General features: G+C 64.3%; 27 protein-coding genes and 1 tRNA gene. 18 read left to right on the top strand and 10 right to left on the bottom strand.

The features are described 5' to 3' along the window. The 9 genes from ACV22V_RS29895 to ACV22V_RS29855 all read left to right on the top strand — a co-directional run. Window positions 1-288 (top strand): hypothetical protein (locus ACV22V_RS29895; protein WP_448016327.1); only part of this gene is annotated, 288 nt, incomplete at its 5' end. An 89-nt stretch (window positions 289-377) separates the two neighbouring features. Continuing rightward, window positions 378-593: a hypothetical protein gene (locus ACV22V_RS29890; RefSeq protein WP_448016326.1), complete on the top strand. Its 216-nt coding sequence runs from the start codon at window positions 378-380 to the stop codon at window positions 591-593. Window positions 594-1,149: 556 nt separating this feature from the next. Next, complete coding sequence (locus tag ACV22V_RS29885) at window positions 1,150-1,203, top strand: hypothetical protein (protein WP_448016328.1); 54 nt, start codon at window positions 1,150-1,152, stop codon at window positions 1,201-1,203. 338 nt (window positions 1,204-1,541) lie between these two features. Next, entirely contained in the window at window positions 1,542-2,090 is a 549-nt protein-coding gene (locus tag ACV22V_RS29880) for a virion core protein, T7 gp14 family (RefSeq protein ID WP_448016325.1), read from the top strand. A 39-nt stretch (window positions 2,091-2,129) separates the two neighbouring features. Further along, on the top strand, window positions 2,130-4,097 hold the full coding sequence (locus tag ACV22V_RS29875) for a hypothetical protein (RefSeq protein ID WP_448016324.1): 1,968 nt from the start codon (window positions 2,130-2,132) through the stop codon (window positions 4,095-4,097). Beyond that, window positions 4,019-5,071, top strand: a complete 1,053-nt coding sequence (locus ACV22V_RS29870; protein WP_448016323.1) for a hypothetical protein — start codon at window positions 4,019-4,021, stop codon at window positions 5,069-5,071. Before ACV22V_RS29875 ends, ACV22V_RS29870 begins: the two co-directional genes overlap by 79 nt. A 79-nt stretch (window positions 5,072-5,150) precedes the next feature. Continuing rightward, complete coding sequence (locus tag ACV22V_RS29865) at window positions 5,151-5,555, top strand: hypothetical protein (protein WP_448016322.1); 405 nt, start codon at window positions 5,151-5,153, stop codon at window positions 5,553-5,555. Between the two features lie 146 nt (window positions 5,556-5,701). Next, window positions 5,702-6,208, top strand: coding sequence for a hypothetical protein (locus tag ACV22V_RS29860; protein WP_448016321.1), 507 nt, complete (start codon window positions 5,702-5,704; stop codon window positions 6,206-6,208). A gap of 50 nt (window positions 6,209-6,258) precedes the next feature. Next, a complete protein-coding gene (locus tag ACV22V_RS29855) occupies window positions 6,259-7,212 on the top strand; it encodes a hypothetical protein (RefSeq protein ID WP_448016320.1) in 954 nt (317 codons plus the stop codon). 80 nt (window positions 7,213-7,292) lie between these two features. Here ACV22V_RS29855 and ACV22V_RS29850 read toward each other — a convergent pair whose 3' ends face one another. The 5 genes from ACV22V_RS29850 to ACV22V_RS29830 all read right to left on the bottom strand — a co-directional run bounded on the left by ACV22V_RS29850 (window position 7,293) and on the right by ACV22V_RS29830 (window position 12,571). Then, a complete protein-coding gene (locus ACV22V_RS29850; protein WP_448016319.1) occupies window positions 7,293-8,324 on the bottom strand; it encodes a site-specific integrase in 1,032 nt (343 codons plus the stop codon). A gap of 436 nt (window positions 8,325-8,760) precedes the next feature. Beyond that, window positions 8,761-10,143, bottom strand: a complete 1,383-nt coding sequence (locus ACV22V_RS29845; protein ID WP_448016317.1) for a DUF6538 domain-containing protein — start codon at window positions 10,141-10,143, stop codon at window positions 8,761-8,763. 84 nt (window positions 10,144-10,227) lie between these two features. Continuing rightward, window positions 10,228-10,312 (bottom strand) — tRNA-Leu (locus tag ACV22V_RS29840). A 95-nt stretch (window positions 10,313-10,407) separates the two neighbouring features. Continuing rightward, window positions 10,408-11,565, bottom strand: a complete 1,158-nt coding sequence (locus ACV22V_RS29835; protein ID WP_448016316.1) for an ABC transporter substrate-binding protein — start codon at window positions 11,563-11,565, stop codon at window positions 10,408-10,410. Window positions 11,566-11,629: 64 nt separating this feature from the next. Then, entirely contained in the window at window positions 11,630-12,571 is a 942-nt protein-coding gene (locus ACV22V_RS29830) for a CysB family HTH-type transcriptional regulator (protein WP_009689198.1), read from the bottom strand. A 216-nt stretch (window positions 12,572-12,787) separates the two neighbouring features. Between ACV22V_RS29830 and ACV22V_RS29825 the strand changes: the two genes are divergently transcribed. From ACV22V_RS29825 to cobA, 6 genes are all read left to right on the top strand, one after another. Further along, the gene (locus ACV22V_RS29825) at window positions 12,788-14,467 is read left to right on the top strand and encodes a nitrite/sulfite reductase (RefSeq protein WP_448016315.1); all 1,680 of its coding nucleotides are present in this window, start codon (window positions 12,788-12,790) and stop codon (window positions 14,465-14,467) included. 25 nt (window positions 14,468-14,492) lie between these two features. Further along, the gene (locus tag ACV22V_RS29820; RefSeq protein WP_448016314.1) at window positions 14,493-15,035 is read left to right on the top strand and encodes a DUF934 domain-containing protein; all 543 of its coding nucleotides are present in this window, start codon (window positions 14,493-14,495) and stop codon (window positions 15,033-15,035) included. Then, window positions 15,032-15,775, top strand: coding sequence for a phosphoadenylyl-sulfate reductase (locus ACV22V_RS29815; RefSeq protein ID WP_059692230.1), 744 nt, complete (start codon window positions 15,032-15,034; stop codon window positions 15,773-15,775). Before ACV22V_RS29820 ends, ACV22V_RS29815 begins: the two co-directional genes overlap by 4 nt. A gap of 75 nt (window positions 15,776-15,850) precedes the next feature. Then, complete coding sequence (gene cysD, locus ACV22V_RS29810) at window positions 15,851-16,813, top strand: sulfate adenylyltransferase subunit CysD (RefSeq protein ID WP_059527653.1); 963 nt, start codon at window positions 15,851-15,853, stop codon at window positions 16,811-16,813. Between the two features lie 22 nt (window positions 16,814-16,835). Beyond that, window positions 16,836-18,152, top strand: coding sequence for a sulfate adenylyltransferase subunit 1 (locus ACV22V_RS29805; protein WP_059527650.1), 1,317 nt, complete (start codon window positions 16,836-16,838; stop codon window positions 18,150-18,152). 75 nt (window positions 18,153-18,227) lie between these two features. Next, complete coding sequence (cobA, locus tag ACV22V_RS29800; RefSeq protein WP_059527647.1) at window positions 18,228-18,977, top strand: uroporphyrinogen-III C-methyltransferase; 750 nt, start codon at window positions 18,228-18,230, stop codon at window positions 18,975-18,977. Between the two features lie 80 nt (window positions 18,978-19,057). Here cobA and ACV22V_RS29795 read toward each other — a convergent pair whose 3' ends face one another. Genes ACV22V_RS29795 through lptF form a run of 3 tightly spaced genes read right to left on the bottom strand, consistent with a single transcriptional unit; the run spans window position 19,058 to window position 21,710 of the window. Then, complete coding sequence (locus ACV22V_RS29795) at window positions 19,058-19,441, bottom strand: sirohydrochlorin chelatase (protein WP_448016313.1); 384 nt, start codon at window positions 19,439-19,441, stop codon at window positions 19,058-19,060. A gap of 25 nt (window positions 19,442-19,466) precedes the next feature. Next, the gene (lptG, locus tag ACV22V_RS29790) at window positions 19,467-20,615 is read right to left on the bottom strand and encodes an LPS export ABC transporter permease LptG (protein WP_059527640.1); all 1,149 of its coding nucleotides are present in this window, start codon (window positions 20,613-20,615) and stop codon (window positions 19,467-19,469) included. A 3-nt stretch (window positions 20,616-20,618) separates the two neighbouring features. After that, window positions 20,619-21,710 (bottom strand): LPS export ABC transporter permease LptF, encoded by a 1,092-nt coding sequence (gene lptF / locus ACV22V_RS29785; protein WP_059527638.1) that lies wholly within the window; start codon window positions 21,708-21,710, stop codon window positions 20,619-20,621. Window positions 21,711-21,832: 122 nt separating this feature from the next. Between lptF and ACV22V_RS29780 the strand changes: the two genes are divergently transcribed. The 3 genes from ACV22V_RS29780 to ACV22V_RS29770 are packed head-to-tail and all read left to right on the top strand — an operon-like array spanning window position 21,833 to window position 24,510. Then, window positions 21,833-23,344, top strand: a complete 1,512-nt coding sequence (locus ACV22V_RS29780) for a leucyl aminopeptidase (protein WP_059527635.1) — start codon at window positions 21,833-21,835, stop codon at window positions 23,342-23,344. Between the two features lie 34 nt (window positions 23,345-23,378). Beyond that, window positions 23,379-23,795, top strand: a complete 417-nt coding sequence (locus ACV22V_RS29775; protein ID WP_059527631.1) for a DNA polymerase III subunit chi — start codon at window positions 23,379-23,381, stop codon at window positions 23,793-23,795. Between the two features lie 25 nt (window positions 23,796-23,820). Further along, on the top strand, window positions 23,821-24,510 hold the full coding sequence (locus ACV22V_RS29770) for a DUF2486 family protein (RefSeq protein WP_448016311.1): 690 nt from the start codon (window positions 23,821-23,823) through the stop codon (window positions 24,508-24,510). Window positions 24,511-24,625: 115 nt separating this feature from the next. Here ACV22V_RS29770 and ACV22V_RS29765 read toward each other — a convergent pair whose 3' ends face one another. Both ACV22V_RS29765 and ilvD read right to left on the bottom strand, forming a co-directional pair. Next, window positions 24,626-24,955 (bottom strand): c-type cytochrome, encoded by a 330-nt coding sequence (locus ACV22V_RS29765; protein WP_059692234.1) that lies wholly within the window; start codon window positions 24,953-24,955, stop codon window positions 24,626-24,628. 125 nt (window positions 24,956-25,080) lie between these two features. Continuing rightward, a complete protein-coding gene (gene ilvD / locus ACV22V_RS29760; protein ID WP_448016310.1) occupies window positions 25,081-26,754 on the bottom strand; it encodes a dihydroxy-acid dehydratase in 1,674 nt (557 codons plus the stop codon). Window positions 26,755-26,830: the final 76 nt, after the last annotated feature.

Below are 26,830 nucleotides of genomic sequence, written 5' to 3'. Positions count from 1 at the left end.
CGTGACACCGGTTTACCCCGGCGCGTAAACTTTCGGTTCCACATCACGAACCGGAAAAACGCCATGACCGAAATCACCAAGCCTAGCCCTGAGCAACTTCGAGAGACCATCAAGCGGCACGGCCTAACGCGCGGGGAAGCTGCCCAGCTAGTTCACGCATCAATCACCGCTTGGCATGCCTGGAGCGCTCCTGAGGGCAGTTCGAACCACCGGCCAATGCCACTGGCAGCGTGGGAGCTGTTGCTGGTCAAGCTGGGTGAGCATCCTGACTACGGACCGCGCGCGTGATTTGACGATATGCATACAGTGTATGTACTATGAGTTTCCCGTGACGCGAAGCAGACCGCCAAGCGCACTTGCTCCCAGGAGTGTTTTGCATGTTCCAGATCACCATCAGCACCCGCCGTTTCTCCCTCAGCATCGACCAGGGCACCGCGTCCGTCCGCATCGGCTCCCGTGAATTCCTGCTGCTCCGTGACTACGTTGAGCGCAGCCGTAAGCCCCGTCTGTTGGAAACCATCCGAGACACTGAAGCCCGTAGCTGGGAGGCCCTGGTGATGCGCCGCTGGTTGGTCTCCAGCTCACCCGCCTGAGCACCCTGAGCACGGCTGATAGGTCAGCCAGCAGTGCCCCTAGAAGCGCCTCCCGGAAACGGCTGGCGCTTTTTTGTTTCCATTCGGCTGAATCGTAAGCGGGGTAAGGGTTTCAGGGCGATGCACCCGTCTATCCCCCGACTCTCGCTCTACGCGCCGCTCTAGCCCTTGCCTGATGGGGCAGTGCGGGGATTCGCAGGCTTAAACCCGCACGGGAGCTAAGCCCACACTCTCGCCCTACACGTTGGAGGGGCGCGACATGCCAGGGCCTAAACCCTGACTCTCGCAGGTAGCCAGCTTGGATGTTCAAGCGCGCGGCTGAGCACACCTATTTTTTGAACCTCCATCCCTCTCGCTTCCATGCCCACCGGGCAGGGCTGGTCGCGTCCATCCTCCGCCCACCGTAAGGACTCTCTATGACCCCCTCCACGCCTCCATCCGGCTGGCCTCCGGTTTCCCCATACGGCCGCATCACGTACCGCCCAGCGACTCCCGAAGACGCCACCGAGCTGGCCCCTAAGCTGCGCCAGTCGGACATCGCTGAGATGGCCCTGACCTGGGCCGGTTCGCCCGAAACCCGTCTTGCGGAATCTGTCCGGGTATCAGATGAGTCCTGGACGCTGCGTATCGACGGCCAGATTGAGGCTCTGTTTGGTCTCGTTCGTTATCCGATGGCCAACGTTCCGTGGATGCGCTGTTCCGCTGCCGTTGCTGGTCACACCCGCGAGCTTCTGTCGCATGCGCGCGTTTGGCTCGATAGCGTTCGTGGTGCTGACGTGCCGTTAGCCAACACCGTGGCTTCGAACAACGCGGAGGCAATGACGATGCTGGAACACCTGGGCTTTGTCATTGGCGATGTAGCGCCAAACCAGGGGCCTCCGGGCAGCTTCCGATTCTTCTATGAGGCACCGCGCCATGTGTGAGCCCACAAGCCTCACGCTCTCGACCATGACCATCGCGAGCATGGCCATGAGCGCGGCCACTGCGGCAGCTACCTACGTGAGTCAGAGCCAAGCGGCAAAGCGACAGGGAGACGCCGCCCAGGCTGCTTACGACTCTCAGGTAACCCAGACGAAGAACGAGATGACCCAGCAGAACCAGGCAGCGGCCGAGCAGATGTCTGAGCGAGCTCGCCAGGCGATGATCGAAACGGGTCACCTCCAGGCCCTTGCGGCTGACTCTGGGACGAACGGCGGGGGCAGCAATGACCGCGTGACGAACGAAGCCAACTTCAACGCTGGGCAGGACATCGCGGCCATGCAGGCCAACGCATCATCGCAACAGCGTCAGGCGGTCTCCGCGCTTCGTGGCGACTACGCGCAAGCATCCTCGCGCACGGCAAGTATCCAACAGCCGAGCCTCATCGGGACTGGCCTCCAGATTGCTGGCGGAGCACTCAACGCATACACATCCCAGGAATCCATCAAGAACCGCGTTACCGGCGGAGTCCCAGGCTCCAACGCCTACGGTTTCAAGATGCCTGGGTCATCGACCTGACAACCTCACACCACCATGCCTCAATCTCCGAATTCCCCTGTGTCCATCACCGGTCGCCCTGAGGTTCCCGTTACGGGCCGTCAGGTCACCTTCCAGCCCCAAGAGCGTCCCGTCGATACCTATGCAGCACCGCAGCAGGATGCAACCCTTCACGGGCTCCTTACGGGGCTCCAGACGTTCAATCCCGCACTCCAGGAGTACGTCAACCTGGATAACCAAAAGAACGCCACGCAGGCGTTTAAGGCGGGCACAGCAGCAGGCCAGCTCAGTGATGCTGGGCTCATCGACGCGCAGACCGGGGGCATCAAGGTTCCGCCTCCGTCTGCGGACTCCCGCGTGGACCCTGCGTTCAACGATACGTTCGCCCAGGGCTATCGCAACGCGGTGGGCCTGAAGATTGGCAACCAGGTTCAGACGGACATCCTTAGCGCCTACCAGCAGTCGAAGAACCAGGACGGGTTCGACCCGGAGAAGTTCCTCCACGAGCAGGTAGCGCAGCACACGGCTGGCCTCACGGACCCCGCGATTGTCGACCACGTATCGAAGAGTGTCGCGACGACAGCCGATAGTGTCCGTAAGGACTATGCTCAGGTCCAGTTCCAGCGCCTGAAGGAAACAGCATTCGGCAACTTCTCCGCTGTCGCTGATGGCATCCTGGACCCGACCAAGAGTCTCCAGCAGATGTGGGATGGGGTTCAGCAGACGCTTGAGCCGATGCGTGGTCAGATGGGCATGATGACCCGCCCGGAGATGGCTGACATGCTCCTGGACAAGATCAACAATTTGTCCTCGCAAGCTGGTGGTCGCCCGGAACTGTTCGACCTGTTCACGCAGTTCAAGGACCCGCACACGGGACTGACGCTCCAGCAGATGAACCCGAAGATTCAGTCGGAGGCCACACGGCTCCAGCATCGGGCTCTCGAAGAGCAGAACCAGCGCATCGAGCAGGCTCAGCAAACGGACTTCTTCAAGCGGACCGTAGCGGATGAAGAGGCAGCGAGCCAGGGCAAACAGCCGGACATCAATGACTTCGTTAACCGCATCGGGCCGCTGAACCAGTTCAAGAGTGCCGGGGCCGCTCTCGCGGAGTACAGGCGTATCCAGGGCATCGCAGATAGCGCGCTACAGGCCCGACAGGCGATGTATTTGGTCAGTAGCGGGACGGCTTGGGCGCTCGGTAAGAAGGAGGCCCAGACTGCGCTGGATGCCATTCAAGAGCCCGCAGTACAGGCAATGATGGGCGCTGCCAGTGGCATGCAGTCCGGGGATTATTCGCGACACCCAACTGTGCAGCAGGCCTTAGCCGCGATTGTCCAGTCAACAGCTCAGTCTGGGCGCAGCGACTTGGCTAACACCAAGTTGAAGGGGCTGATTGATGGGGCTGTAAACGCTGCACCTGCGAAGGATGGCCAGCCATCCAGTCAGTTCCGTCTCGCAGCAATGCTGTTCAAGAACCTCCCTGATCAAATCCAGTCCCTCTACTTTGATGAGAAGGCCAGTGACCTGTTCAGGACGTACACGAAGCAGGTAGACACTGGAATCTCAGATGGAATCGCATACGAGACGGCGTATCGTGCAATTTCGCCTGAGGCCCAGAAGCTTGCACAAAAGCTAACCAGTGACCCGCAGTGGCAAGAGAAGGTGACCAAGGAAGTCTCTGGGCTGACCACGAGCTGGTATCAGCGGATTCCTGTAGTGGGCCGGCTGTTTGGCGGCTCTCCGCAGAATGAAGATGCTGCCAGTACATGGGCACAGCTTGAGCTCCGTGACTATTACTTGCGCAATCCGAATGCCACCCCCGACCAAGCGAAGACCTGGATTCAGCACCAGGTACAGTCCAATTTCGTGTATGACCCGGTGAACAAGATTGATGTGCGGGTTCCCCGTACAGAGCAAGTGAACAAGCCCAGGAGGCAATCCAGAATTACTTGGAGAAGGCGCGCGCGAAGTATGGCGAAGAAGTTAGCCCCGGCCTCGTCTACAGCAAGAATGGCCAATACCAGCTAACCGCGTTCATCAACGGCAACCCTGTCCACGGCTTGGGCTATGTGACGTTCGATCAAATTATGCAGGAGACCGCAGATACCAAGCTCCTGACAAAGGATGAACGCGCGGCGATGTCTGGCCTGCATCAGAAACTTGTGTCCAAAACGGCCACTACTCAGGACCTCATTGATAACGCGGAGGTGCTCGCCAAGGCATACAACCTTAATCAAATCAACGACACCATGCGCGGCCAGATTGATAAGGTACGTGAAGGGGCGTTTAATGGGGCACTGGGCAACGTGTTCAGCGCGCCCAACATGCCGGTCACTTTCGCAGGCCTTTCGGGCTCTCGACTCACCGGGCAGGGCTCTAAGATTCAGGTGAGTCAAGCTAAGAACTTTCTTACCAGCGCCAACCTTACTGAGCCCATCAGTTCCACCGGCTTGGCCGCGTCACTCACCGCGATGGGCGAAGGTCTCGTGCTCAAGGCCACGCCCGACCCGAATCCGAAAGCTGGCAACAACATCGGCTATGGCTACAACCTGAACGCCAATGCTGAGACCATCGAAGAGGACTTTCGGCGGTCTGGTATCCCCCACAAGTCCATTGATGGGATCAAGAACGGCTCCGTGCAGATCACCCCTGAGCAAGCCGCTCGCCTCCTTGAGGTGTCGTTACCCCGTTACGAGGCGCGCGCGAAGCAGGCCGTGGAGGTGGCGAGTCCCGGATTGTGGCGGAGGATCAGCGCGGGTCAACGAGCAGTGTTCACGGACGTGGCGTATCAGGTGGGCGACGTTGGCCAGTTCCACAAGGCCATCGGCGCACTCGCTCGGAAGGACATCGCAGGCTTCAACGATGCACTGAAGGTGACCTACCTGGACAAGGACGGGAACCGCAGGGAAGACATTCGCCGTAACAACCTCCGTTCTCTCATGATTAACGGCGTCTCAGCTTGGTCACAGGGTCTCACGGAAGCGAACCGCACTGCGCAGTAGTCCCGCCCATCCGTTCCACCCCATGCCGCCCCGCCAGTGATGGTGAGGGCGGCTTTTCTTTTTCCACATCAGGAAACTTATGAACCAACGTAACGAAACCCTCAAGGCTCTCGATGGAGCCCTTGCGCCGCTGCTGGCTGTAGTCGCTATGGCCACGGACGGGGCCGCAGTGTTCAACGATGACGGCACAACCATTCAAGCCCAGAGTCCCTTCGAACTCGCATCAATCATTCGCAGCTCGTCGCCCGTGGCCATCGCGAAACGTGAAGGCACAGCGCGGTGGGCGTGGGGCTTCCCTGGCTGGGAGAAGCATCGGGATGAGCTTCAAGTGGCCGGGTTCGGGGAGCAGGCGGGAATCTCTGATGAGTTCCTAGCGCTGGCTGGGTTTGAGCGGCAGGAGCTGGCCAAGGAGCTGGCGGTGCTGGAGAGCCTGGGACACGTTGCATTCGTCGTGCGCAGTGGCAACGCAAAGGAGGGCGCGTGAGTAACGTGGAGCTTCTTCCCTGGGAAGGAGAGGATGAGCTGGCAGAGGTAAAGGCTCAGGCACTGGCTGCGCAACATGCTTGCCTAGCGAATGGCGGCAGACCGGTAGAGACCGAGGCTCAGCCTGAGGTCCCCGCGAGTGAGCACATGCCCGATGACCAGGGCGACTCATACATCGATACAGCAGCGGCGGACCTCCCAGAAATCGGTGCATTCGTGCGAAGCCTGGGCGGGCTCAACAGCGTCGCCATCTTTAAGGACCTTGTAGCGGTGGACCTGATGACCCACCGAGCTGGCCGCTATCAGCAGCGCTCACGGCGTTCCGGCGATGTGGAGTGGTTCCGCAGCGTAAAGCTAGGACGGGGCCATACGGTGTACGTCACGCCCGCTGGTCAGGGCCTCATCGTGCAGCTCAAGAGGGACGGAAAGCTGACCAAGGCGCTGACCAAACAGCCACTCACGCCGCAGCAGAAGAAGGCAAGAGAGAAGGCGCGCAAGGTGGCGAGGGATAAGCGGGAAGCAGAGAGGACAGCGCTGGCGGCTAATCAGCCTGCCGTCCTGGCCAAGCTCGAACAGACCATCGAAGAGTGCATTCAGCGACGCGGCGCGCTTCGTGAACGGCTGTCGCTGCGTAGCCTGCCGGTAGCAGGCTAGTCGAGATTCGACCGAAGTTCAAGGAAAGATGCGCGCGCAACCAATGCTCAATGATGATGAGCAACAACAAAGAGAGGTACGCATTGAGTGATGTAGCAGGGACAGGCCCGCACAAGCCAAAACAGTCAGGGAAGCTGGGAGGGCCGCTAGGGCTCACCCATGCCCTCCTGACGGCTCCTCATCGGGTCCCGCTCGGCAGCCTGAAGGTGGATGAGGGGCGGTTTCAGGTGCGGGACCACAACAGTAACCAGTATGTCCAGGGCATCCTCAAGAAGCAGGAATCAGCAGCGGTCAGCGCCTCATTGAAGGAAGTAGTGGAGCGGGGGGACCCGCTAGACCCCGTGGTCTACTGGCAGGACCCAGCGGAGCCGGACGGCCCCTTGTGGGTCATCGACGGCCACCATCGGATGGAGGCGTATGAGGCCGCTGAGGTGAGCCCTGAGGCCAGAGTGTGGGGGCAGCGGTTCACGGGAGCGACAGAGGCGGAGGCGCGTGCATTCGCCCTACACGTCAATTCCCGCGAGCACCTGAACATGACCCAAGCGGAGCGTCATCAGGCCTTTTGGCTGATGCTGCTGGCGGGTGAGGTATCCGGCAGCGCGCGGGAGCTGGAGCAACGATTCAACGTTCCTAAGTCCACCGTGAGCCGAATGAGGCAACAGGTGCCCGCAGTCTGGGAGCGGCTGCGGCTCATGGCCACGGCTGAAGGTGCGGAGCTGGACGTGGGGTATATCCGCGAGAACGCGCCGCAGTGGCGCAAGCTGTCCGAGTGGCAAGCCAATGATACGGAGGTGGAAAAGATGGCCGCTGAGGCCCTGGAGCAAAGAGCAATTGATGGCGTGGTCCGTGGGATGGCCGTCAAGTTCGGGAAGGTGGTACAGGCTCAGCCGGACATCGTGCTGAAGGCATTCGAACAGTTCTTTCAGGAGGCCACTGGGCAGGCGCTGGATGTTCGTCGGCTGAGTCCTGAAGAGGCCACGGAGCGGGACTCGTGGGAGTTCTAGCGGAGTCCCATGGGATGGGCTTCAGGTGTCCCATATGGGAGCATGGTTTGGGACAGCGGGAACTGTCCCGATGGGACACCTCACCCCAGCCGTGTGAGCAGGCTCTTGGGGTCCAGGTGCGTATACCGTTTGAGCATCTGGAGTGTCTTGTGCCCGCTGATGGCGGCAGCCTCCATCATGTTGAATCCCTTCTCAAATAGACGAGATACCGCCTCATGTCGGAAGTCGTGGAACTTGAAATCCTCCATGTCACAAGCAATGCGAGCCTGCTTGAAGCGCCGCGCTATGCTGCCCTTTAGGATGTCGAACACGTACCGGTCGGGATTCACCGGGAGCATTCGGAGGGCTGCCACTGCTGCACGAGATAGGGGGACCATGCGGGGTGTGCCGTTCTTGGTATCAGGGAGATACGCGAGCTGACCGTCTAGGTTGAGATTTGGCCAAGTGAGTGCGGCTATCTCACCGCTTCTCATCGCCGTTTCCACTGCAACGATTACGGCGACCTTGAGCCATTGGTCTCCGTTCCGGTCGCACCATGCCATGAGCTTGTCGAACTCCCCAGGCCGGAGCCGTCGGTCTCTAACGTTTCCCTGCTTGATTCTGCGCATGGCTTTCCTTGGGTTTTGCAGGTCCTCATAGCCCCAGTCGGTACGCGCAACTTCGTATAAGTGGGAGATCAATGCAATCTCGGTGCGTATGGTGGCAATTGCGATGCCCCGCGCTAAGCGCTGATTCATATACGCGGTCAAATCGGCACCCCGAATGCTGTAGAGCGGGAGGCCAGCAAGTGGGTTTTTAAGCCATCGACCGAGCACGCTCAGCTCAGTTCTCGCGCTTTTCTTGAGCGGGGTTACCTCTTGCGCATACTTCTCGAGGGCCTCCCTTAGCGTGAGGTCGCGGCTACGGACTGGAGGCTGCACGACAGGCACTGCCGCCTTCGCTCCCAGCTTGATTGACGCGCTGATGGGGAGCACCTTCCCGGCAGGGAGGTGGCCTTGTAACCATTGCTCGGCCTCTTCAAGACTGGCAAAGCTCCGGGTCTTTATCTTCCTGTCTGAATAGGAGATGCGGACCTGAAACCGCCCGCTAGGAAGTGTGATGATGCTTTCCACTGATGCCCCTCTGATTGATTGCCAGGGGACGCACGGTAGCAACGGGAGGGGGGCTTGCGTAAGCCCGTGGGGTATAGTGGAAAAGCGCCCTTAGCGCGTGAGCGCTCCACTAGAAGTTGTCATTTACTAGAGGATTCCTTGCACCGAGACTGACGCAACTAGGAAGCCGCTTGAGGGCGTCACCTCAGTTCATACACAGGCTGCGTCGCTCGCATGTACTCATGCACGTAGCGGCCTCCGCGAATTTCGTACACCGGCTGCGAGGCAGACATGTACTTGTGAATGTAGTCACCTCGAATTTCGTACACGGGCTGAGACGCGCTCATGTACTTGTAGATGTAGCTCCCCCGCACCTCAAATTCTGCCTGCGCGGCAGACATGTACTTGTGCAGCTTCTTACCGTTGTATGACATCGCTCACCCCGTAAGTCTTGTTGTTACCGGCTATCGGCTGCCGTCTGATGCAGCGCCTTACCTAACCACTCGCGCTTGATGGGGAGGCTATACCCCTTGCCGTACCCCGCAGCTTCGCCCTTGGTCGCCCACCCGCCAATCGAGTGGCGAACCTCCGTAGGGCAGCCAACATCACGTAGACGGTCAGCCATCGTATGCCGGAACTCATGTGCCGTGTGCTCCCACTTGTTCGCCCGTAGCCAGCCCGCAACGGTGGCCGATGCGCTGTCAGCGTTGCAGCCTTTGGCGTCTGACGTGTAACGCGGAAATGCGAACTTCTGCCCAGGCTTCGCTGACGCCTTCACCCGCTGAGCCGCCCAGAGCGAATGACCAAGGAGGGGGACCTCCCGCTCACTCGGACCACCAGCGCCACCCTTTACTGTTCTCCAGGGCTGGTCCTTGATGACGATATGCGGCACCGGACCATCCAGCACAATCTCATCCAGCGTGAGCCCAGTGACCTCCGCGATGCGCGCGCCTGTGTCTGACAGCAGAGCCACCAACCAGCGGATGTCATCGTCCATTTCCACGCACTTCGTTTGTACAGTGGCGAGCTCGCCGGGGGTGAAGGGCACCCTGCCTTTCGTGTCCTTGCCTTCACCGGCAATCTGAAGGGACTCAAAGGGGTTCGTCCGCATCAGTTCTTTTTCCCTGATGTAGGACGCAAAGACCGCGCTGATAGTGCTGATGCGGCGGCGCACTGTCCCAGTCTTCAGGCCCGTGGCGAGTTGGCTGTCAACGTACTTGCGGGCGTCTTCCCGCGTGGCCTTGGCAAACGGTTTATCGCCAACAACATCGGTCAGGGTCTTGAACGCAGCCCGAGAGAACCCCGTGAACTTCCCGTCGTCACGCTTCTTGTGATGGCTGATGTACAACTCCAGGGCATCGCTGAGCGAATCCTCTAAGGTCCCGGCCACCATCTGCGCAGCCGTCGACTCCACCGCCGTGAGGTATTCCGCCCCGCTGGCTTCCCGGTATACCTGTTCATCACCGTCAGCGTGGGCGGTGCGTTTCTTCTCAAGGTGGTCGTGGAAGAGCTGCACGGCCATCTCCGTGGTCTCGTCCCGCTCCGCGCTGGGAACGATGCCCCAGGATGCTAGAAACGCCTCAGCGTGCTTCCTGGTGGCTTTCAGGGACGATTCCGGATCAGCCCGCAGCATCCGCCACTCTTCCTCATATCGCTTGTTGAGGGCGTCAATCATGTGCGCCGCTTGGCCAACGTCAGAGGTCTTGAGGTTGATCTTTACGGTTTTCTTACCGTAGTGGCGGTGGAGGTCGCGGGGGATAGGGCGCTGGAAATAGTAGATGTCCCCGCGCAGATAGCTGTTCTTCAAGGTGAAGGTGAGCGCGCCTAGGCGTAGCTTCATAGGATGGTAACCACAGAAGTTACCACAGAAACACGCCGGGAATTACTGGAGGGCCTTACTGGATAAGGCTTTGAAGGAATTTGATGGTGCCCAGGGCCGGAATCGAACCGGCACGCCTTGCGGCGGGGGATTTTGAGTCCCCTGCGTCTACCAATTTCACCACCTGGGCTTTGATCCTGGCCGCGCATGCGATTGTGCGCGGCGAAACGCGAATTATGGCGGAAAACGGGGCACCGGGCAAGCTGTCCGGCGATCGTCCTTGCGTTACTGGCTCAGATAGACGAACTGGCCGTGTTTCACGATTCCCATCACGCTCGCGCGTTGATCGAGCCCCACGTGATCCTTGTCGCTGGTGTTGACAACGCCGTTCGGCACGACGAGCTCGTGCGCACGCTCGAGCTCGCGCCGCAGCGCCGCGCGGAAGGCCGGCGTGCCGGGCTGCGCGGCCTTGAGCGCGCGGCCGACCGCGTCGGCGAGGCGCGGATAGACACCCGCCGCGTCGCCCGCGAACTGCGTGACGGTGCCGGCGCCGTATTTCGCCTCGTACGCATCGACGAACGCGAGCGCGGCCTTGCGGGCCGGATGGTCGGCGGGCAGCGTGCGCGCGACGACGACCGGCTGGGTCGGGAACAGCGTCCCGTCGATGTCCTTGCCGCCGAGCTTGATGAATTCGGGCGTCGCGATCCCGTGCGTCTGGTAGATCGCGCCCTTGTAGCTGCGCTCGATCAGCGTGCGCTGCGGCAGCACGGCCGGCGTGCCCGAGCCCGCGATCAGGATCGCGTCCGGCTTCGCCGCGATCAGCTTCAGCGCCTGGCCGGTGACGCTGGCGTCGGTGCGGTTGAAGCGCTCCGTCGCGATCACGCGGATCTTGCGGACTTCCGCGAAGCGTGTGAATTCATTCAGCCAGCTGTCGCCGTAGCTGTCCGCGAAGCCGATGAAGCCGACCGTCTTCACGCCGTGGTTGGCCATGTAGCGTGTCATCACGTCGGCCATCGCGCTGTCGCTCTGCGCCATCTTGAATGCCCAGGTCCGCGCGCCTTCCTGCGGCTCGACGATCGCGCCGGAGCCGACCAGCGTGATCATCGGCGTCTGCGCGGCCGCCACCGCGTCGAGTGCTGCGAGCGCGGCCGGCGTGATGTTCGGCCCGACCACGACGTCGACGTGATCCTCGTCGACCAGCTTGCGGATGTTGCGCACGGCGGCGCCCGGGTCGGACGCGTCGTCGAGCACCGTCACCTGCAGCGGCTGCCCGGCGATCGTCTTCGGCCACATCAGGATCGCGTTCTTGCTGGTGATGCCGATCGCGGCGGCCGGGCCGGTCGACGACAGGTCGACGCCGACCTTCAGGTCGGCATGCGCGGCCGCGCAGGCGAGCACGAGGGCGGTGCCGGCGGCGCGGCGCAACAGGGCGGGAAGCGTCATGCGGGAATCTCCGTCGGGCAATAAAAAGGGGCGCGATTTGCGCCCCTGTGTTTATACCTGTCCTTCAAAGCTCGTACGATTCGGATTCGCCCTTGAGCGCCTGTTCGATCAGCTTGCGGTTCAGCGTCGGCGACAGCAACTCCACGAGCGTATACACATAGCTGCGCAGGTAGGCGCCTTGCTTGAGCGCGACGCGCGTCACGTTGCTGCCGAACAGGTGGCCGACCGGAATCAGCCGCAGGTTGCGGTCGCGCTCCGGGTTGAACGCGATGTCGGCCATGATCCCGACGCCGAGACCGAGCTCGACGTAGGTCTTGATCACGTCGGCGTCGATCGCCTCCAGCACGATGTCCGGCGACAGCCCGCGCAGCGCGAACGCATGGTTGATCTTCTTGCGGCCGGCGAACGCGTCGTCGTACGTGATCAGCGGGTATTGCGCGAGATCGTCCAGCGTGACCGGCTTGCGTTCGAGCAGCGGATGGTCGGCCGGGACCACGGCCGCGTGGTGCCACTGGAAGCAGGGCAGCGACACGAGTTCCTTGTAGTCGGCGATTGCCTCGGTCGCGATCGCGAGATCGGCCTGGTCGTGGATCACCATCTCGGCGACCTGCGTCGGGCTGCCTTGCAGGATCGACAGGTGCACCTTCGGGAAGCGCTTCTTGAATTCGGCGATCGCGGCCGGCAGCGAATAGCGGGCCTGCGTGTGGGTGGCGGCGATCGTCAGGTTGCCCTGATCCTGCGCCGCATAGTCTTTTCCGACCCTTTTCAGGCTTTCAACTTCCTGCAGGATCCGCTCGACCGACGCGAGGATGATCCTGCCCGGCTCGGTGAGCGAGCGCACGCGCTTGCCGTGCCGCGTGAAGATCTCCACGCCGAGCTCGTCCTCGAGCTCGATGATCGCCTTCGACACCCCCGGTTGCGACGTATAGAGCGCCTTGGCGGCCTCGGTGAGGTTGAAATTCTGCCGGACGGCCTCGCGCACGAAGCGAAATTGGTGCAGGTTCATTTATAACCCTTCCGCATATCAACAGAATTTTTTAGTCGTTTGAAATATAAGGCGAGTTTATTACGATTCACCGGAGTTTTTCAAATATGGATATCTGTTTTCGTCATTAGCAATCCAGCCGGGCCGCGGAAGGCCGGCGGTGGCGGCGGAACGGAGATTCGGGCGCGACGTGGCTAGGACGTCGCGCGGTCACCACGAAAACCCTGGGGTCCCCGAATGTATCAGTACGACCAGTACGACCAGACGATCGTCGACGAGCGAGTCGCGCAGTACCGCGATCAGGTGCGCCGCCGCCTGTCGGGCGAGTTGAGCGAAGACGAGTTCCGTCCGCTGCGCCTGCAGAATGGCCTGTACATGCAGCGCCACGCGTACATGCACCGCATCGCGATTCCGTACGGCAACCTGCGCAGCGAGCAGCTCCGCATGCTGGCGCGCATCGCCCGCGAACACGACCGCGGCTACGGCCACTTCTCGACGCGCTCGAACATCCAGTTCAACTGGGTCCAGCTCGAGGAAACGCCCGAAATCCTCGCGAAGCTCGCGTCGGTGCAGATGCACGCGATCCAGACGTCGGGCAACTGCATCCGCAACATCACGGCCGACCAGTTCGCCGGCGTCGCTCAGGACGAGGAGATCGATCCGCGTCCGTGGTCGGAAATCCTGCGCCAGTGGTCGACGTTCCATCCCGAGTTCGCATGGCTGCCGCGCAAGTTCAAGATCGCGGTGTCCGGCTCGAAGCACGACCGCGCGGCCGTGCAGATCCACGACCTCGGCGTGTACCTGAAGAAGAACGCGCAGGGCGAAGTGGTCGCGAGCATCCTCGCGGGCGGCGGTCTCGGCCGCACGCCGATCGTCGGCGCGGTGATCAAGGAAGACCTGCCGTGGCAGCACCTGCTGACCTACTGCGAAGCCGTGCTGCGCGTGTACAACCGCTACGGTCGCCGTGACAACCTGTACAAGGCGCGTATCAAGATCCTCGTGAAGGCGCTGTCGCCCGCGAAGTTCGCGCAGCAGGTCGAGGAAGAGTGGCAGCACCTGAAGGACGGCCCGTCGACGCTCACGCAGGCGGAAGTCGACCGCGTGTCGCAGTACTTCTTGCCGCCCGTCTACGAGAAGCTCGCCGACACCGACGCGTCGTTCGAACAGCACCTGCTCGAGAACAAGGCGTTCGCGCGCTGGGTCGAGCGCAACGTCGCGCCGCACAAGGTGCCGGGCTATGCCGCCGTCACGCTGTCGCTGAAGGATCACCGCGTGGCCCCGGGCGACGCGACCGACACGCAGATGGACCTGGTGGCCGACTGGGCCGACGCGTACTCGCTCGGCGAACTGCGCGTGTCGCACGAGCAGAACCTGATTCTCGCGAACGTGAAGAAGCGCGACCTGTTCGCGGTGTGGGAAAAGGCGAAGGCGGCCGGTTTCGCGACGCCGAACGTCGGCCTGCTGACCGACATCATCGCGTGCCCGGGCGGCGACTTCTGCTCGCTCGCGAACGCGAAGTCGATCCCGATCGCGCTGGCGATCCAGCAGCGTTTCGACGATCTGGACTACGTGTACGACCTCGGCGACCTGTCGCTGAACATTTCCGGTTGCATGAACTCGTGCGGTCATCATCACGTGGGCAACATCGGCATCCTCGGCGTCGACAAGGACGGCGCCGAGTGGTACCAGGTGTCGCTCGGCGGCGAGCAGGGCACGGGCCGCAACGGCGCGCGCCTCGGCCGCGTGATCGGGCCGTCGTTCTCCGCGGAGGAAGTGCCGGACGTGATCGCGAAGCTGATCGACACGTTCGTCGAGGCGCGCATCGACGGCGAGCGCTTCATCGACACGTACGACCGCATCGGCATCGCACCGTTCAAGGAGCGCGTGTATGCGGCGCGCCAGGCAGTGAACGCGTAACCAACCGGGTAGAAGGAATTTGCAGATGGCTTCGATTATCAAGAACCGCGCAGTGATCGACGACGCATGGCAGGTCGTGCGCGCGGCGGAAGACGGTGCGCTGCCCGCGGTCGACGCGTTGCCGGCCGGCAAGGTGCTGGTGCCGTTCGCCCAGTGGCAGGCCGAGCGCGCGGCGCTCGTCGCCGCGAAGACGAAGGGCGAACTCGGCGTGTGGCTCGCGCCGGACAGCGAGCCGGCCGATCTCGTGGCCGACTTCGGTGCGATCTCGCTGATCGCCGTCGATTTCCCGCGCTTCGCGGACGGCCGCGGCTACAGCATCGCGCGCCTGCTGCGCGAGCGCCACGGCTGGACCGGCGAGCTGCGCGCGATTGGCGACGTGCTGCGCGACCAGCTGCTGTACATGTCGCGTTGCGGCTTCGACGCGTTCGCGGTGCGTGCCGACAAGGACATCCGCGACGCGCTGAACGCGTTCGGCGAATTCACGCAGCGTTACCAGGGCGCGTTCGACGAGCCGGCGCCGCTGTTCCGCCGCCGCGATGCCGCGGCCGACGCCAAGGTGAGCGCATGAGCACCGCGACCGCACTGACGCCGGAACTCGCCGCGAAGGTCGAGCGCCTCGACGCGCTGCTCGCGCAGATCGGCGCGCGCCACGAGAAGGTGAAGTTCGCGAGCAGCCTCGCCGCGGAAGACATGCTGCTCACGCACGCGATCCTGTCGAAGGGCGTGTCGATCGGCATCTTCTCGCTGAACACCGGCCGCCTGCACGCGGAAACGCTGGGCATGATCGACCGCGTGCGCGAGCGCTACGGCTACGAGATCGAGCAGTTTCACCCGCGCCAGGACGCGGTCGACCAGTACGTCGCCGAGCACGGCCTGAACGCGTTCTACGAAAGCGTCGAGCTGCGCAAGTCGTGCTGCCACATCCGCAAGGTCGAGCCGCTGAACCGCGCGCTGGCCGACGTCGGCGCGTGGGTCACGGGCCAGCGCCGCGAGCAGTCGGTCACGCGTGCGGAACTGCACGAGGAAGAACAGGACGAAGCGCGCGGGATCGCGAAGTACAACCCGCTCGCAGACTGGACGGAAGCGGACGTGTGGGCGTACCTGAAGGCGTTCGACGTGCCGGTCAACCCGCTGCATGCGCGCGGCTACCCGAGCATCGGCTGCGAGCCGTGTACGCGCGCGATCCGCCCCGGCGAGGACAGCCGGGCGGGCCGCTGGTGGTGGGAGTCGCGCGACACGAAGGAATGCGGGCTGCACATCACGATCACGCCGATTCCCGCGAACGCCGAAGCCGGCGCCGCGCACTGAAAGCCGACAAGAAACCGAATATTGCGCCGCCCGCGACAGCGGGCGGCACGAACCCAGAAGAGAAGGACTGAAATCATGAGCACGACGCTCGAGCAATCCGCCTTTGCCCCGCCCACCGGCGCCGACGACCGCATGGGCCACCTCGACTGGCTCGAAGCCGAGTCGATCCACATCCTGCGCGAACTCGTTGCCGAATGCAGCAAGCCGGCGCTGTTGTTCTCGGGCGGCAAGGACTCGGTCGTCGTGCTGCACCTCGCGCTGAAGGCGTTCGGCCTCGGCGCGAACCGCAAGACGACGCTGCCGTTCCCGCTCGTGCACATCGATACGGGCCACAACTACGAGGAAGTGATCGACTTCCGCGACCGCCGTGCGCAAGAGCTCGGCGCCGAACTGGTGGTCGGCCACGTCGAGGATTCGATCAAGCGCGGCACGGTCGTGCTGCGCCGCGAAACCGATTCGCGCAACGCCGCGCAGGCCGTCACGCTGCTCGAGACGATCGAACAGCACGGCTACACGGCGCTGATCGGCGGCGCGCGCCGCGACGAAGAGAAGGCGCGCGCGAAGGAGCGGATCTTCTCGTTCCGCGACGAATTCGGCCAGTGGGATCCGAAGGCGCAGCGCCCGGAACTGTGGAGCCTGTTCAACGCGCGCCTGCACAAGGGCGAGCACCTGCGCGTGTTCCCGATCTCGAACTGGACCGAGCTCGACGTGTGGCAGTACATCGCGCGCGAGAATCTCGAACTGCCGTCGATCTACTACGCGCACCAGCGCGAGATCGTGCGCCGCAACGGTTTGCTCGTGCCGGTCACGCCGCTCACGCCGATGCGTGACGGCGAGACGAGCGAACTCGCGCAGGTGCGCTTCCGCACGGTCGGCGACATCAGCTGCACGTGCCCGGTCGAGAGCGACGCGGACGACGTCGAGAAGATCATCGCCGAAACGGCGGTGACCGAGATCACCGAACGCGGCGCGACCCGGATGGACGATCAGGCATCCGAAGCCGCGATGGAACAGCGCAAGAAGCAAGGTTATTTCTGAAGCACACGAGGACATTCACATCATGAGCATCATCGAGAACACCGAAGACCTCGGCGTGTTGCGCTTCATCACCGCGGGCAGCGTCGACGACGGCAAGAGCACGCTGATCGGCCGCCTGCTGTACGACAGCAAGGCCGTGCTGTCCGACCAGCTGTCCGCGCTGTCGCGCGCGAAGAACAAGCGCACGGTCGGCGACGAGATCGACCTCGCGCTGCTGACGGACGGGCTCGAAGCCGAGCGCGAGCAGGGCATCACGATCGACGTCGCATACCGCTACTTCGCGACCGCGAAGCGCAAGTTCATCATCGCCGACACGCCGGGCCACGAGCAGTACACGCGCAACATGGTGACGGGCGCATCGACCGCGCATGCGGCGATCATCCTGGTCGACGCGACGCGCGTGACGGTCGAGAACGGCGTTGCGGAACTGCTGCCGCAAACGAAGCGCCACAGCGCGATCGTGAAGCTGCTCGCGCTGCAGCACGTGATCGTCGCGATCAACAAGATGGACCTCGTCGACTACAGCGAAGCGCGCTTCAACGAGATCCGCGATGCGTACGTCGCGCTCGCGAAGCAGCTCGGCCTGAAGGACGTGCGTTTCGTGCCGGTGTCGGCGCTGAAGGGCGACAACATCGTCGGCGCGAGCGAGCGCATGCCGTGGTACGCGGGCGAGCCGCTGCTCGACGTGCTCGAATCGCTGCCGGTCGAGACGCAGGCGCATGACGCGCTGCGCTTCCCGGTGCAGTGGGTCGCACGCCAGGACGGCAGCTCGGCCGACGATTTCCGCGGCTACATGGGCCGGATCGAATCGGGCGAGGTGAAGGTCGGCGACGAGATCGTCGTGCTGCCGTCGAACCGTACCGCGACGATCGCCGAGATCGTCGCGCCGGTGCCGGGCGGCACCGCGTCGGTTGCGCACGCATTCGCGGGCCAGACGGTGACGATTCGCCTCGAACAGGACGTCGACGTGTCGCGCGGCGACATGTTCGTCACGACCGCCGAGACGGTCGCGCCGGCGAAGAAGCTCGAGGCGGACCTGTGCTGGTTCGACGAGACGCCGCTGTCGCCGCAGCGCAAATACCTGCTGAAGCAGACCACGAGCACGGTGTTCGCGAAGATCGGCGCGGTCAAGGAAGTGCTCGACGTGCATACGCTGTCGCACGCGACCGACCGCCAGGAGCTGAAGATGAACGACATCGGCCGCGTGGCGCTGACGCTGCAGAAGCCGATCGTCTGCGACACGTACGACGCGCATCCGGGCACGGGCGCGTTCGTGCTGATCGACGAGGCGACGCATCATACGGTCGCCGCCGGCATGATCCGGGCGTTCTCGGCGTAACCGGCGTTTAGCGCCGCCCGTGCGGGCGGCGCGCGCCGGTCGCCGTTCACGGGCAGGACAAGCGAAGCGACAAACATGGGCAAGGTGTATCTGATCGGAGCAGGGCCGGGCGCGGCGGACCTCATCACGGTGCGTGGCGCGCGGCTGCTCGAGCAAGCCGACGTCGTGCTGCACGACGCGCTCGTCGAGCCGGCGATGCTCGACTATGCGCCGAACGCGCGGAAAATCGCGGTCGGCAAGCGCTGCGGGCAGCGTTCGACCGCGCAGCACTTCATCAACAAGCAGATCGTCGACGCGGCGCGCGAGCATGCGTGCGTCGTGCGCCTGAAGGGCGGCGATCCGATGCTGTTCGGGCGCGCCGAAGAGGAAATGCGCGCGCTCGAGGCGGCCGGCATCGATTACGAGGTCGTGCCGGGCATCACCGCGGCGCTGGCCGGCGCGGCGACGCTGAAGCGCTCGCTGACGTTGCGCGGCGTGTCGCGCAGCGTCGCGTTCGCGACGCACAGCCGCGCACCGGGCAGCGACGAGATTCGCGAGGCCGCGCGCGCCGATTCGATCGTCTACTACATGGGCCGCGACAGCGCGCCGGGCATCGCCCGCGAACTGATCGACGCGGGACGTGCGCCCGCGACGCCGGTCGCGATCGTCGAGGCGTGCAGCACCGCGCGCGAACGCACGCTGACGCTCACGCTTGCGCAGATGGCGGCGGGCGACGCACAGGCGTGGCTCGACCCGGCGGAGCCGAGCCTGCTGATGATCGGCGATGCGTTCGCCGAACGCGTGCGGCGCGTGAAAGAGGGCGATGCGCTGCAGGATGCCGCCTGAGTCGAGCGCGTGGTTCGCAGGCATAAAAAAAGCGCTGGCTTCCGAAGCCAGCGCTTTTTTGTTTGGGCTCGCCGATTCGCTTACGCGTCGCGGTCGACCTGGTCGATGCAGTAGCGTGCGATCGCATCGAGCACGCCGTCGTCTTCCCCGACGGCCGTCGCGCAGCGGATCTCGATGCCCGGATGCACGGCGCGGCACGCGTCGACGAGCTGCGGCAGGTCGCGGCGCACATGGCCGCCCTGGCCGAAGAACACGGGCACCACGGTGATGCGCGTGCAGCCGGCCGCGACCTGCGCGGCAACGGCCGTATCGAGCGACGGCGTCATCAGTTCGAGAAACGCGAGCGACACGTGCGGGGCAGGGGAGCCGGCCGCGCGCAGCCGCGCGGCGAGCCGCTCGAACGGCTCGGCCCAGCGCGGATCGCGTGCGCCGTGGCCGAACAGGACGATGCCGTGCGAACTCATGTCGAAGCCTCCGTCGTGACGGCGCTCAGTGCCGGTCGACCCACTTGAGCGCGAACAGGCCGAGCGCGAGATAGATCAGGCCCGGTGTCGCCGCGGTCAGCGGCGCGGGCCACGTGTTCAGCGTACCGATGTGCGAGAACAGCGTGTTGAGCAGCTGGAAGCTCATGCCGAGCATGATGCCGCCGAACACCTTCACGCCGACCACGCCGGCCCGCGTATGCAGGTACGCGAACGGCAGCGACAGCACGAGCATCACGAACACCGCGAACGGGTAGAGCAGCTTGCGCCACAACGCGATGTCGTAGCGCTGCGTGTCCTGCTGGTTTTCGCGCAAGTGCTGGATGTAGCGGAACAGGTTGATGAGCGACATCCGTTCCGGCGACACGAGCAGCACCGACAGGATCTGCGGCGTCAGGTCCGAGCGCAACCGGTATTCGGGCAGCGTCACCTGCTGCGACCGGTACACGGGGTTCAGCGCGTCGGCCGGTTCGCCGCTGATCGGCTTGATCGGCGTCAGTTCGGTTTCCGTCACGCCCGTGAGCAGCCAGTGGCCGGGCGGTTCGTAGCGGCCCGTCTGCGCGATCCGCACGTTCTGCAGCTGGAATTTCGAGTCGAATTCGTAGATGCGCACGTTGCTGATCGTCGAATCGGGCGACAGGCTGCCGACGTTGACGAAGCGCGTGACCTGCTCGCCGTTCTCGCGGGCCGCGAGCGTGTCCTTCACCCACACGCCCGACTGGAAGTTCGACGACACCGACGCGCCGAGCGCCTGCAGGCGCACGCGTTCGGACAGCTGGTCGGCGTACGGGCCGACGAATTCGCCGATCAGGTAGGTGATGATCACGAGCGGAATGCCGATCTTCAGCAGCGAGCGCAGCGCCTGGTTGGTCGCGAGGCCCGACACGCGGAAGATCGTGAATTCCGAGTTCGCGGCCATTTGCGCGAACACGTAGATCGCGCTGATCAGCGCGGCGACCGGGATGATCTCGTAGAAGCGCGACGGGGTCTGCAGCGCGACGCGCAGCACCGCGTAGCCGAACTTGTAGTTGCCGTGCCCGACCGAGTTCAGTTCGCTGATCAGGTCGAAGAAGAAGAACAGGCCTGAGAACGCGAACAGGATGAAGATGAACGTGACGTAGATCTGCCGCGCGAAGTATTTTTCATAGAGCCGCATCGATCATGCTCCCGAGCGGCCGAACAGCGCGCGTGTAAACAGCGGACGATTGCGCACGCGCAACCAGAAGATGAACGCGACGATCGCCGCGACCACCAGGTGCAGGCCGACGAGACCGACACCGAACGACATCTTGCCCTGCTCGATCTGCGCCTGCACGACGTTCAGCAGGTTCGAATACGTGAGGTAGATCAGCACGGCCATCACGAGGTTGATCGTGCGGCTGCGGCGCGGGTTCTGGTACGACAGCGGAATGCCGAGCACCATCAGGTTGATGGCGATCAGCGGCAGCCCCGCGCGCCACGCGAATTCCGCGAGGTTGTCGCGCGTCGGGTTGCGCAGCAGGTCGGGTGTCGGCGTGCTGTTGGTGGTCTGCACGTTGGTGACCGGCGTGCTCGTGATCTTCACGCCGTAGCGCTGGAACTCCATGATCTTGAAGTTCGGCTGGCCGGGCGTGCCGTCGTAGCGGCGGCCGTCCTCCAGCACGACGAAGCGATCGCCGTCCTTCGTTTCCGTGTGGCCCGTGTGCGAGACCACGACGTTGACCTTGCCGTTCTCGGTCGACGTGACGAACACGTTCTGCACCTTGCTCTGGTCCGGCGACATCTTCTCGATGAAGAACACGCGATGGTTCGACGCCGATTCGCGGAACTGGCCGGGCGCGAGCAGCGAGATTTCGTCGCGCTGCTGGAAGCGCGCCTTGATCATCTTGCTCTGCTGGTTCGACCACGGCCAGCCGACGAACGCGAAGAACGCGATCAGCAGGACGATCGGCGTGGCGAACACGCCGATCGGCTTGATCAGGCGCGTGAGGCTTACACCCGACGCGAGCCAGACGACCATTTCGGAATCCCGGTACCACCGGGTCAGCACGAACAGGATCGACACGAACAGCGTGACGACGAGCATCACGGCGAGATAGCCGATCACGGTCAGGCCGATCAGCACGAGCACGTCGCGCGGATCGATTTCGCCGGACGCGGCATAGCCGACGATGCGGATCATCATCGTCGTGAGCATGATCGTGAGCAGCACCATGAACACGGCGCCAGCCGTATACGCAAGCTCGCGCTGGAGGGAGCGTTCGAAGATCATTCTTGATGAGAAGAGGGCGGGAGGCTGCGCACGCGTGGTGGAGCGCTCGCGCCGCCACGGGAAAAATAGCGGATAATTGCGGCTTTCATCCTTAGCCCAGATTTTATCCGAGGACAAGCGCGATGGACTTTAGCATAAAAGGCTGTGATTGGAGCAAAGGCGAGGCCAAGGGGTTCCTGACCGGGAAGTCCGACTGCATCGTGCTCGGCATCTTCGAGGCGCAGACTCTCTCGGGCGCGGCGCTCGACATCGACACGGCCACCAAGGGGCTGATCTCGCGCGTGGTGAAGGCCGGCGACATGGACGGCAAGCGCGGCAAGACGCTGTTCCTGCACGAGGTATCGGGCATCGGTGCATCGCGCGTGCTGCTCGTCGGCCTCGGCAAGCAGGATGCTTTCAATCAGAAAGCCTACAACGACGCGGCGACGGCCGCATGGCGCGCGCTGCTGGCGACCAAGGTCGTCCAGGTCACGTTCTCGCTCGCTCAACTGCCGGTCGACGAGCGCGGCTCCGACTGGGGCGTGCGTGCGGCGATTCTCGCGCTGCGCAACGAGACCTATCGCTTCACGCAGATGAAGAGCAAGCCGGAACCGGCGTCGCATACGCTCAAGCGCGTCGTATTCAGCGTCGATCCGGCCGATGAAAAGGCGGCGAAGCTGGCGGCCAAGCAGGCCGTCGCGCTGGCGAACGGGATGGACCTTACGCGCGACCTGGGCAACCTGCCCGGCAACGTGTGCACGCCGACCTATCTCGGCAACACCGCGAAGAAGATCGCGAAGGATTGGGGTCTGAAGGTCGAGGTGCTCGGCCTGAAGCAGATCCAGGCGCTCAAGATGGGCTCGTTCCTGTCGGTCGCGCGCGCGTCGGTCGAGCCGCCGCAGTTCATCGTGCTGCATTACCAGGGCGCCGCCGCGAAGGCCGCGCCGGTCGTGCTGGTCGGCAAGGGCATCACGTTCGACACGGGCGGCATCTCGCTGAAGCCGGGCGAGGGCATGGACGAGATGAAGTACGACATGTGCGGCGCGGGCTCGGTGCTCGGCACGATGCGTGCGGTCGCCGAAATGGGCCTGAAGATCAACGTCGTCGCGATCGTGCCGACCTGCGAGAACATGCCGGGCGGCAATGCGACGAAGCCGGGCGACATCGTCACCAGCATGAAGGGGCTGACGATCGAGGTGCTCAACACCGACGCCGAGGGCCGCCTGATCCTGTGCGACGCGCTCACTTATGCGGAACGCTTCAAGCCGGCGGCCGTGATCGACGTGGCGACGCTGACGGGCGCTTGCGTGATCGCGCTCGGCGGCCACAACAGCGGCCTGTTCTCGAAGGACGATGCGCTCGCGGGCGAGCTGCTCGACGCCTCGCGCGAAGCGAACGATCCGGCGTGGCGCATGCCGCTCGACGACGAATACCAGGAACAGCTGAAGTCGAATTTCGCGGACATCGCGAACATCGGCGGACGTCCGGCAGGCGCCGTGACGGCGGCGTGCTTCCTGTCGCGCTTCACCGACAGCTATCCGTGGGCGCACCTGGACATCGCCGGCACGGCGTGGAAGGGCGGCGCGGCGAAGGGCGCGACCGGCCGTCCGGTGCCGCTGCTCGCGCAGTTCCTGATCGACCGCGCCGGCCAGTGATGGCGGGTCTCACGACGATGCGGGTGCGCGGGCAATGACGCGAATCGATTTCCATTCGAACGTCGGCGATTCGCTCGCGTACGCATGCCGGCTGCTGCGCAAGGCCTATCTGGCCGGGCAGCCGGTCGTCGTGCTCGCGGAACCCGCGCGCCTGCGCGCGCTCGACGAGCGGCTCTGGACGTTCTCGCCGCTCGATTTCATTCCGCACTGCGGCGTCGACAGCGCGCACGCGGCCGGCACGCCGATCGTGCTGACCGCTGATCTCGACCAGGCGCCGCATCACCACGTGCTGCTGAACCTCGGCGCGGCCGTGCCCGCGCAGTTCGCCCGCTTCGAGCGCCTGCTCGAGGTGGTCGGCAATGCGCCGGACGAGCTGGCCGCGGGCCGCGACCGCTATCGCTTCTACCGCGATCGCGGATACGCGCTGAACAACTACAAGCAAGGCAGCTAGCCGAAACCGTCGACGGAGCGTCCCCGTGACACAAGCCGAATCCTCTTCGATCCCGACGCTGACCGACGTGCTGGTGCCGGGCAAGCCGGTGCCGGCGCGTTCGTCCGCGACCGATGCGCCGCCGCGCGACGATGTCGCCGTGCCGGAACACGCGGGAATCGACCCCGAATTCGTGGTGATCGAGCCGGTGCCGACGCCGGATGTCTCGGCCGTCGAACTGCCGGGCGACAGCGATGCGCCGGCGCAACCCGGTGCCGCCGGGCACGTCGTCGCCGAGGAGTCGGCTGTGGCACAGGCGCCGTTGCGCTCCGCGCTGGCCGACGACGAAGGCCAGCAGGCCGGCGTCGCCGCGACGCCGCGCGACGCCGGCGAAGCGATGCCGTCTCACGCGGTCGCACCGGCTGGCGACGAACTGGCCACCGATCATCTGGCTCGCGCGGTGCACCCGGAGTCGCATGCGGCTGCCGCGGTGACGCCGGAGGACGCGCAACATATCGCCGAGCGTCTGCGTAATCGGCTGACGAATTATCTGACCGGGGAAGGGCGCGAGGCCATCGAGGCACGCTGCCGCGACGCGCTGCACGACCATACGGCCTGGCTGGTCGGCCAGATCACGCGCGAAGTGGCGCTGGCGCTCGAAACCGAAGTGATGGAATGGGTTCGCGACGCGGTCGACGAAGAGATCGCTCGCCACCGGACCGGACGGTCAGGCTGAGCGCACGGCGCGTTTCATGCGCGGGTGCCGCGGGCGCGGCTCCTGTCGCAACGAGAAGCATGGCGCCGTGCCGGGCGCACAGCGCGGCGCGCGTGCGCGCGCCCGGTCATCCGGTTCAGCGCAGCGACAGCACCCATTGAGCGAGCGTGTGTGCTTCGCCGCTCGTCAGCTGCGTATTGGCGGGCATCGGCACGCCGCCCCACACCCCGACGCTGCCCTTCACGATCGATTGCGCGAGGTAATCGACGGCGTCGGCACGTGCGGTGTACTTGCCGGCGATGTCGTGGAACGACGGGCCCATCAGCGGCTTGCCGACCGCATGGCAGGCCATGCAGTTCTTGCGCTGCGCGAGCACGAGTCCGTCGCCGGCCTGGTCGGCGTGTGCCGCTGCCGCGCTGCCGGTCAGCAGCGCCACGAGCAGCGCACGCGATATCGTCTGTTTCATGCGGTTCTCCGCCGGCGGGAACGGCCGGCTTCACGGTCCGCGCATTATAAAAGCAAAGGGAGAGCGCGTTTTGCGCGTTTCTCCGGCGGCCATCCGCAATGGGGTCGTATGACCTGCGTGCCGCATCAGCCGGTCACGGCACCCTTGTTCGCCGGGCGCGCGAGGGCCGCGTACTTGGCGAGCACGCCGCGCGTGTAGCGCGGCGCCGGCTGCTTCCACGCAGCGCGCCGGCGCGCGAGCTCGGCGTCGTCGACGTTCAGCTGCAGCACCAGCCGGTGCGCATCGATCGTGATCGAGTCGCCTTCCTGCACGAGCGCGATCGTGCCGCCGACGAAGGCCTCGGGTGCGACGTGCCCGACCACCATCCCCCAGGTGCCGCCCGAGAAGCGGCCGTCGGTGATGAAGCCGACCGATTCGCCGAGCCCCTTGCCGATGATCGCCGACGTCGGCGCGAGCATTTCCGGCATGCCGGGGCCGCCTTGCGGGCCGAGATAGCGCAGCACCAGCACGTCGCCCGCGCGGATCCGGTCGCCGAGGATCGCGTCCATCGCGCTTTGCTCGTCGTCGAACACGCGCGCCGGGCCCGTGATCACCGGGTTCTTCAGGCCGGTGATCTTCGCGACCGCGCCGTCTTCCGCGAGGTTGCCCTTCAGGATCGCGAGATGCCCTTCCTTGTACAGCGCGCGATCGATCGGGAAGATCACCTTCTGGTCCGCGCGCGGCACGCCCGGCACATCCTTCAGCTCCTCGGCGATCGTGCGGCCGGTGATCGTCATGCAGTCGCCGTGCAGCAGCCCCGCATCGAGCAGGATCCGCAGCACCTGCGGGATGCCGCCGGCCTGGTGCAGGTCGGTCGCGACGTACTGGCCCGACGGCTTCAGGTCGCAGATCACCGGCACGCGCGTGCGGATGCGTTCGAAGTCGTCGATCGTCCAGTCGACCTCGGCCGCGTGGGCGATCGCGAGATAGTGCAGCACCGCGTTGGTCGAGCCGCCGGTCGCCATGATCAGCGACACCGCGTTCTCGATCGACGCCTTCGTGATGATGTCGCGCGGCTTCAGGTCGCGCTTCACGGCCTCGACCAGCACGCGCGCCGATTCGGCGGCCGAGTCGACCTTCTCCTGATCGGGGTTCGCCATCGTCGACGAGTACATCAGCGACATGCCGAGCGCCTCGAACGACGAGCTCATCGTGTTCGCGGTGTACATCCCGCCGCACGACCCCGACGTCGGGCACGCGTTCTGCTCGACTCCTTCGAAATCTTCCTGCGACATCCGGCCCGCAGTGAACTCGCCGACCGCCTCGAACGACGACACGATCGTCAGGTCGCGGCCCTTCCAGTGGCCGGGGCGGATCGTGCCGCCGTACACGTAGATGCCCGGCACGTTCAGGCGCGCGAGCGCGATCATCCCGCCGGGCATGTTCTTGTCGCAGCCGCCGACCACCACCACGCCGTCCATCCACTGGCCCTGCACGCAGGTCTCGATGCAGTCGGCGATCACTTCGCGCGACACGAGCGAGTACTTCATGCCCTCGGTGCCCATCGACATGCCGTCCGAGATCGTCGGCGTGCCGAAGATCTGCGGGTTCGCATCGGCCGCCTTCACCGCCGCGACGGCCGCGTCCGACAGCCGCTGCAGGCCCGAGTTGCACGGCGTGATCGTCGAATGGCCGTTCGCGATGCCGATCATCGGCTTGTCGAAATCGTCCTTCCGGTAGCCGAGGGCGTAATACATCGAGCGGTTCGGCGAGCGGGCCACGCCTTGCGTGATGTGCTTCGAGCGACGGTTGTACGGCATGGGGGACTCCATCGTTGTATTGGCGACGCCAGCGAACGGCGCGCCGGTTCGGATCAGTCAAGAATGGAGTTTCCGG

This window comes from Burkholderia sp. AW33-5 (assembly GCF_053427615.1).
The sequence above is the reverse complement of the archived record's forward strand: the minus strand, read 5'-3'. Positions and strand labels throughout refer to the sequence as shown.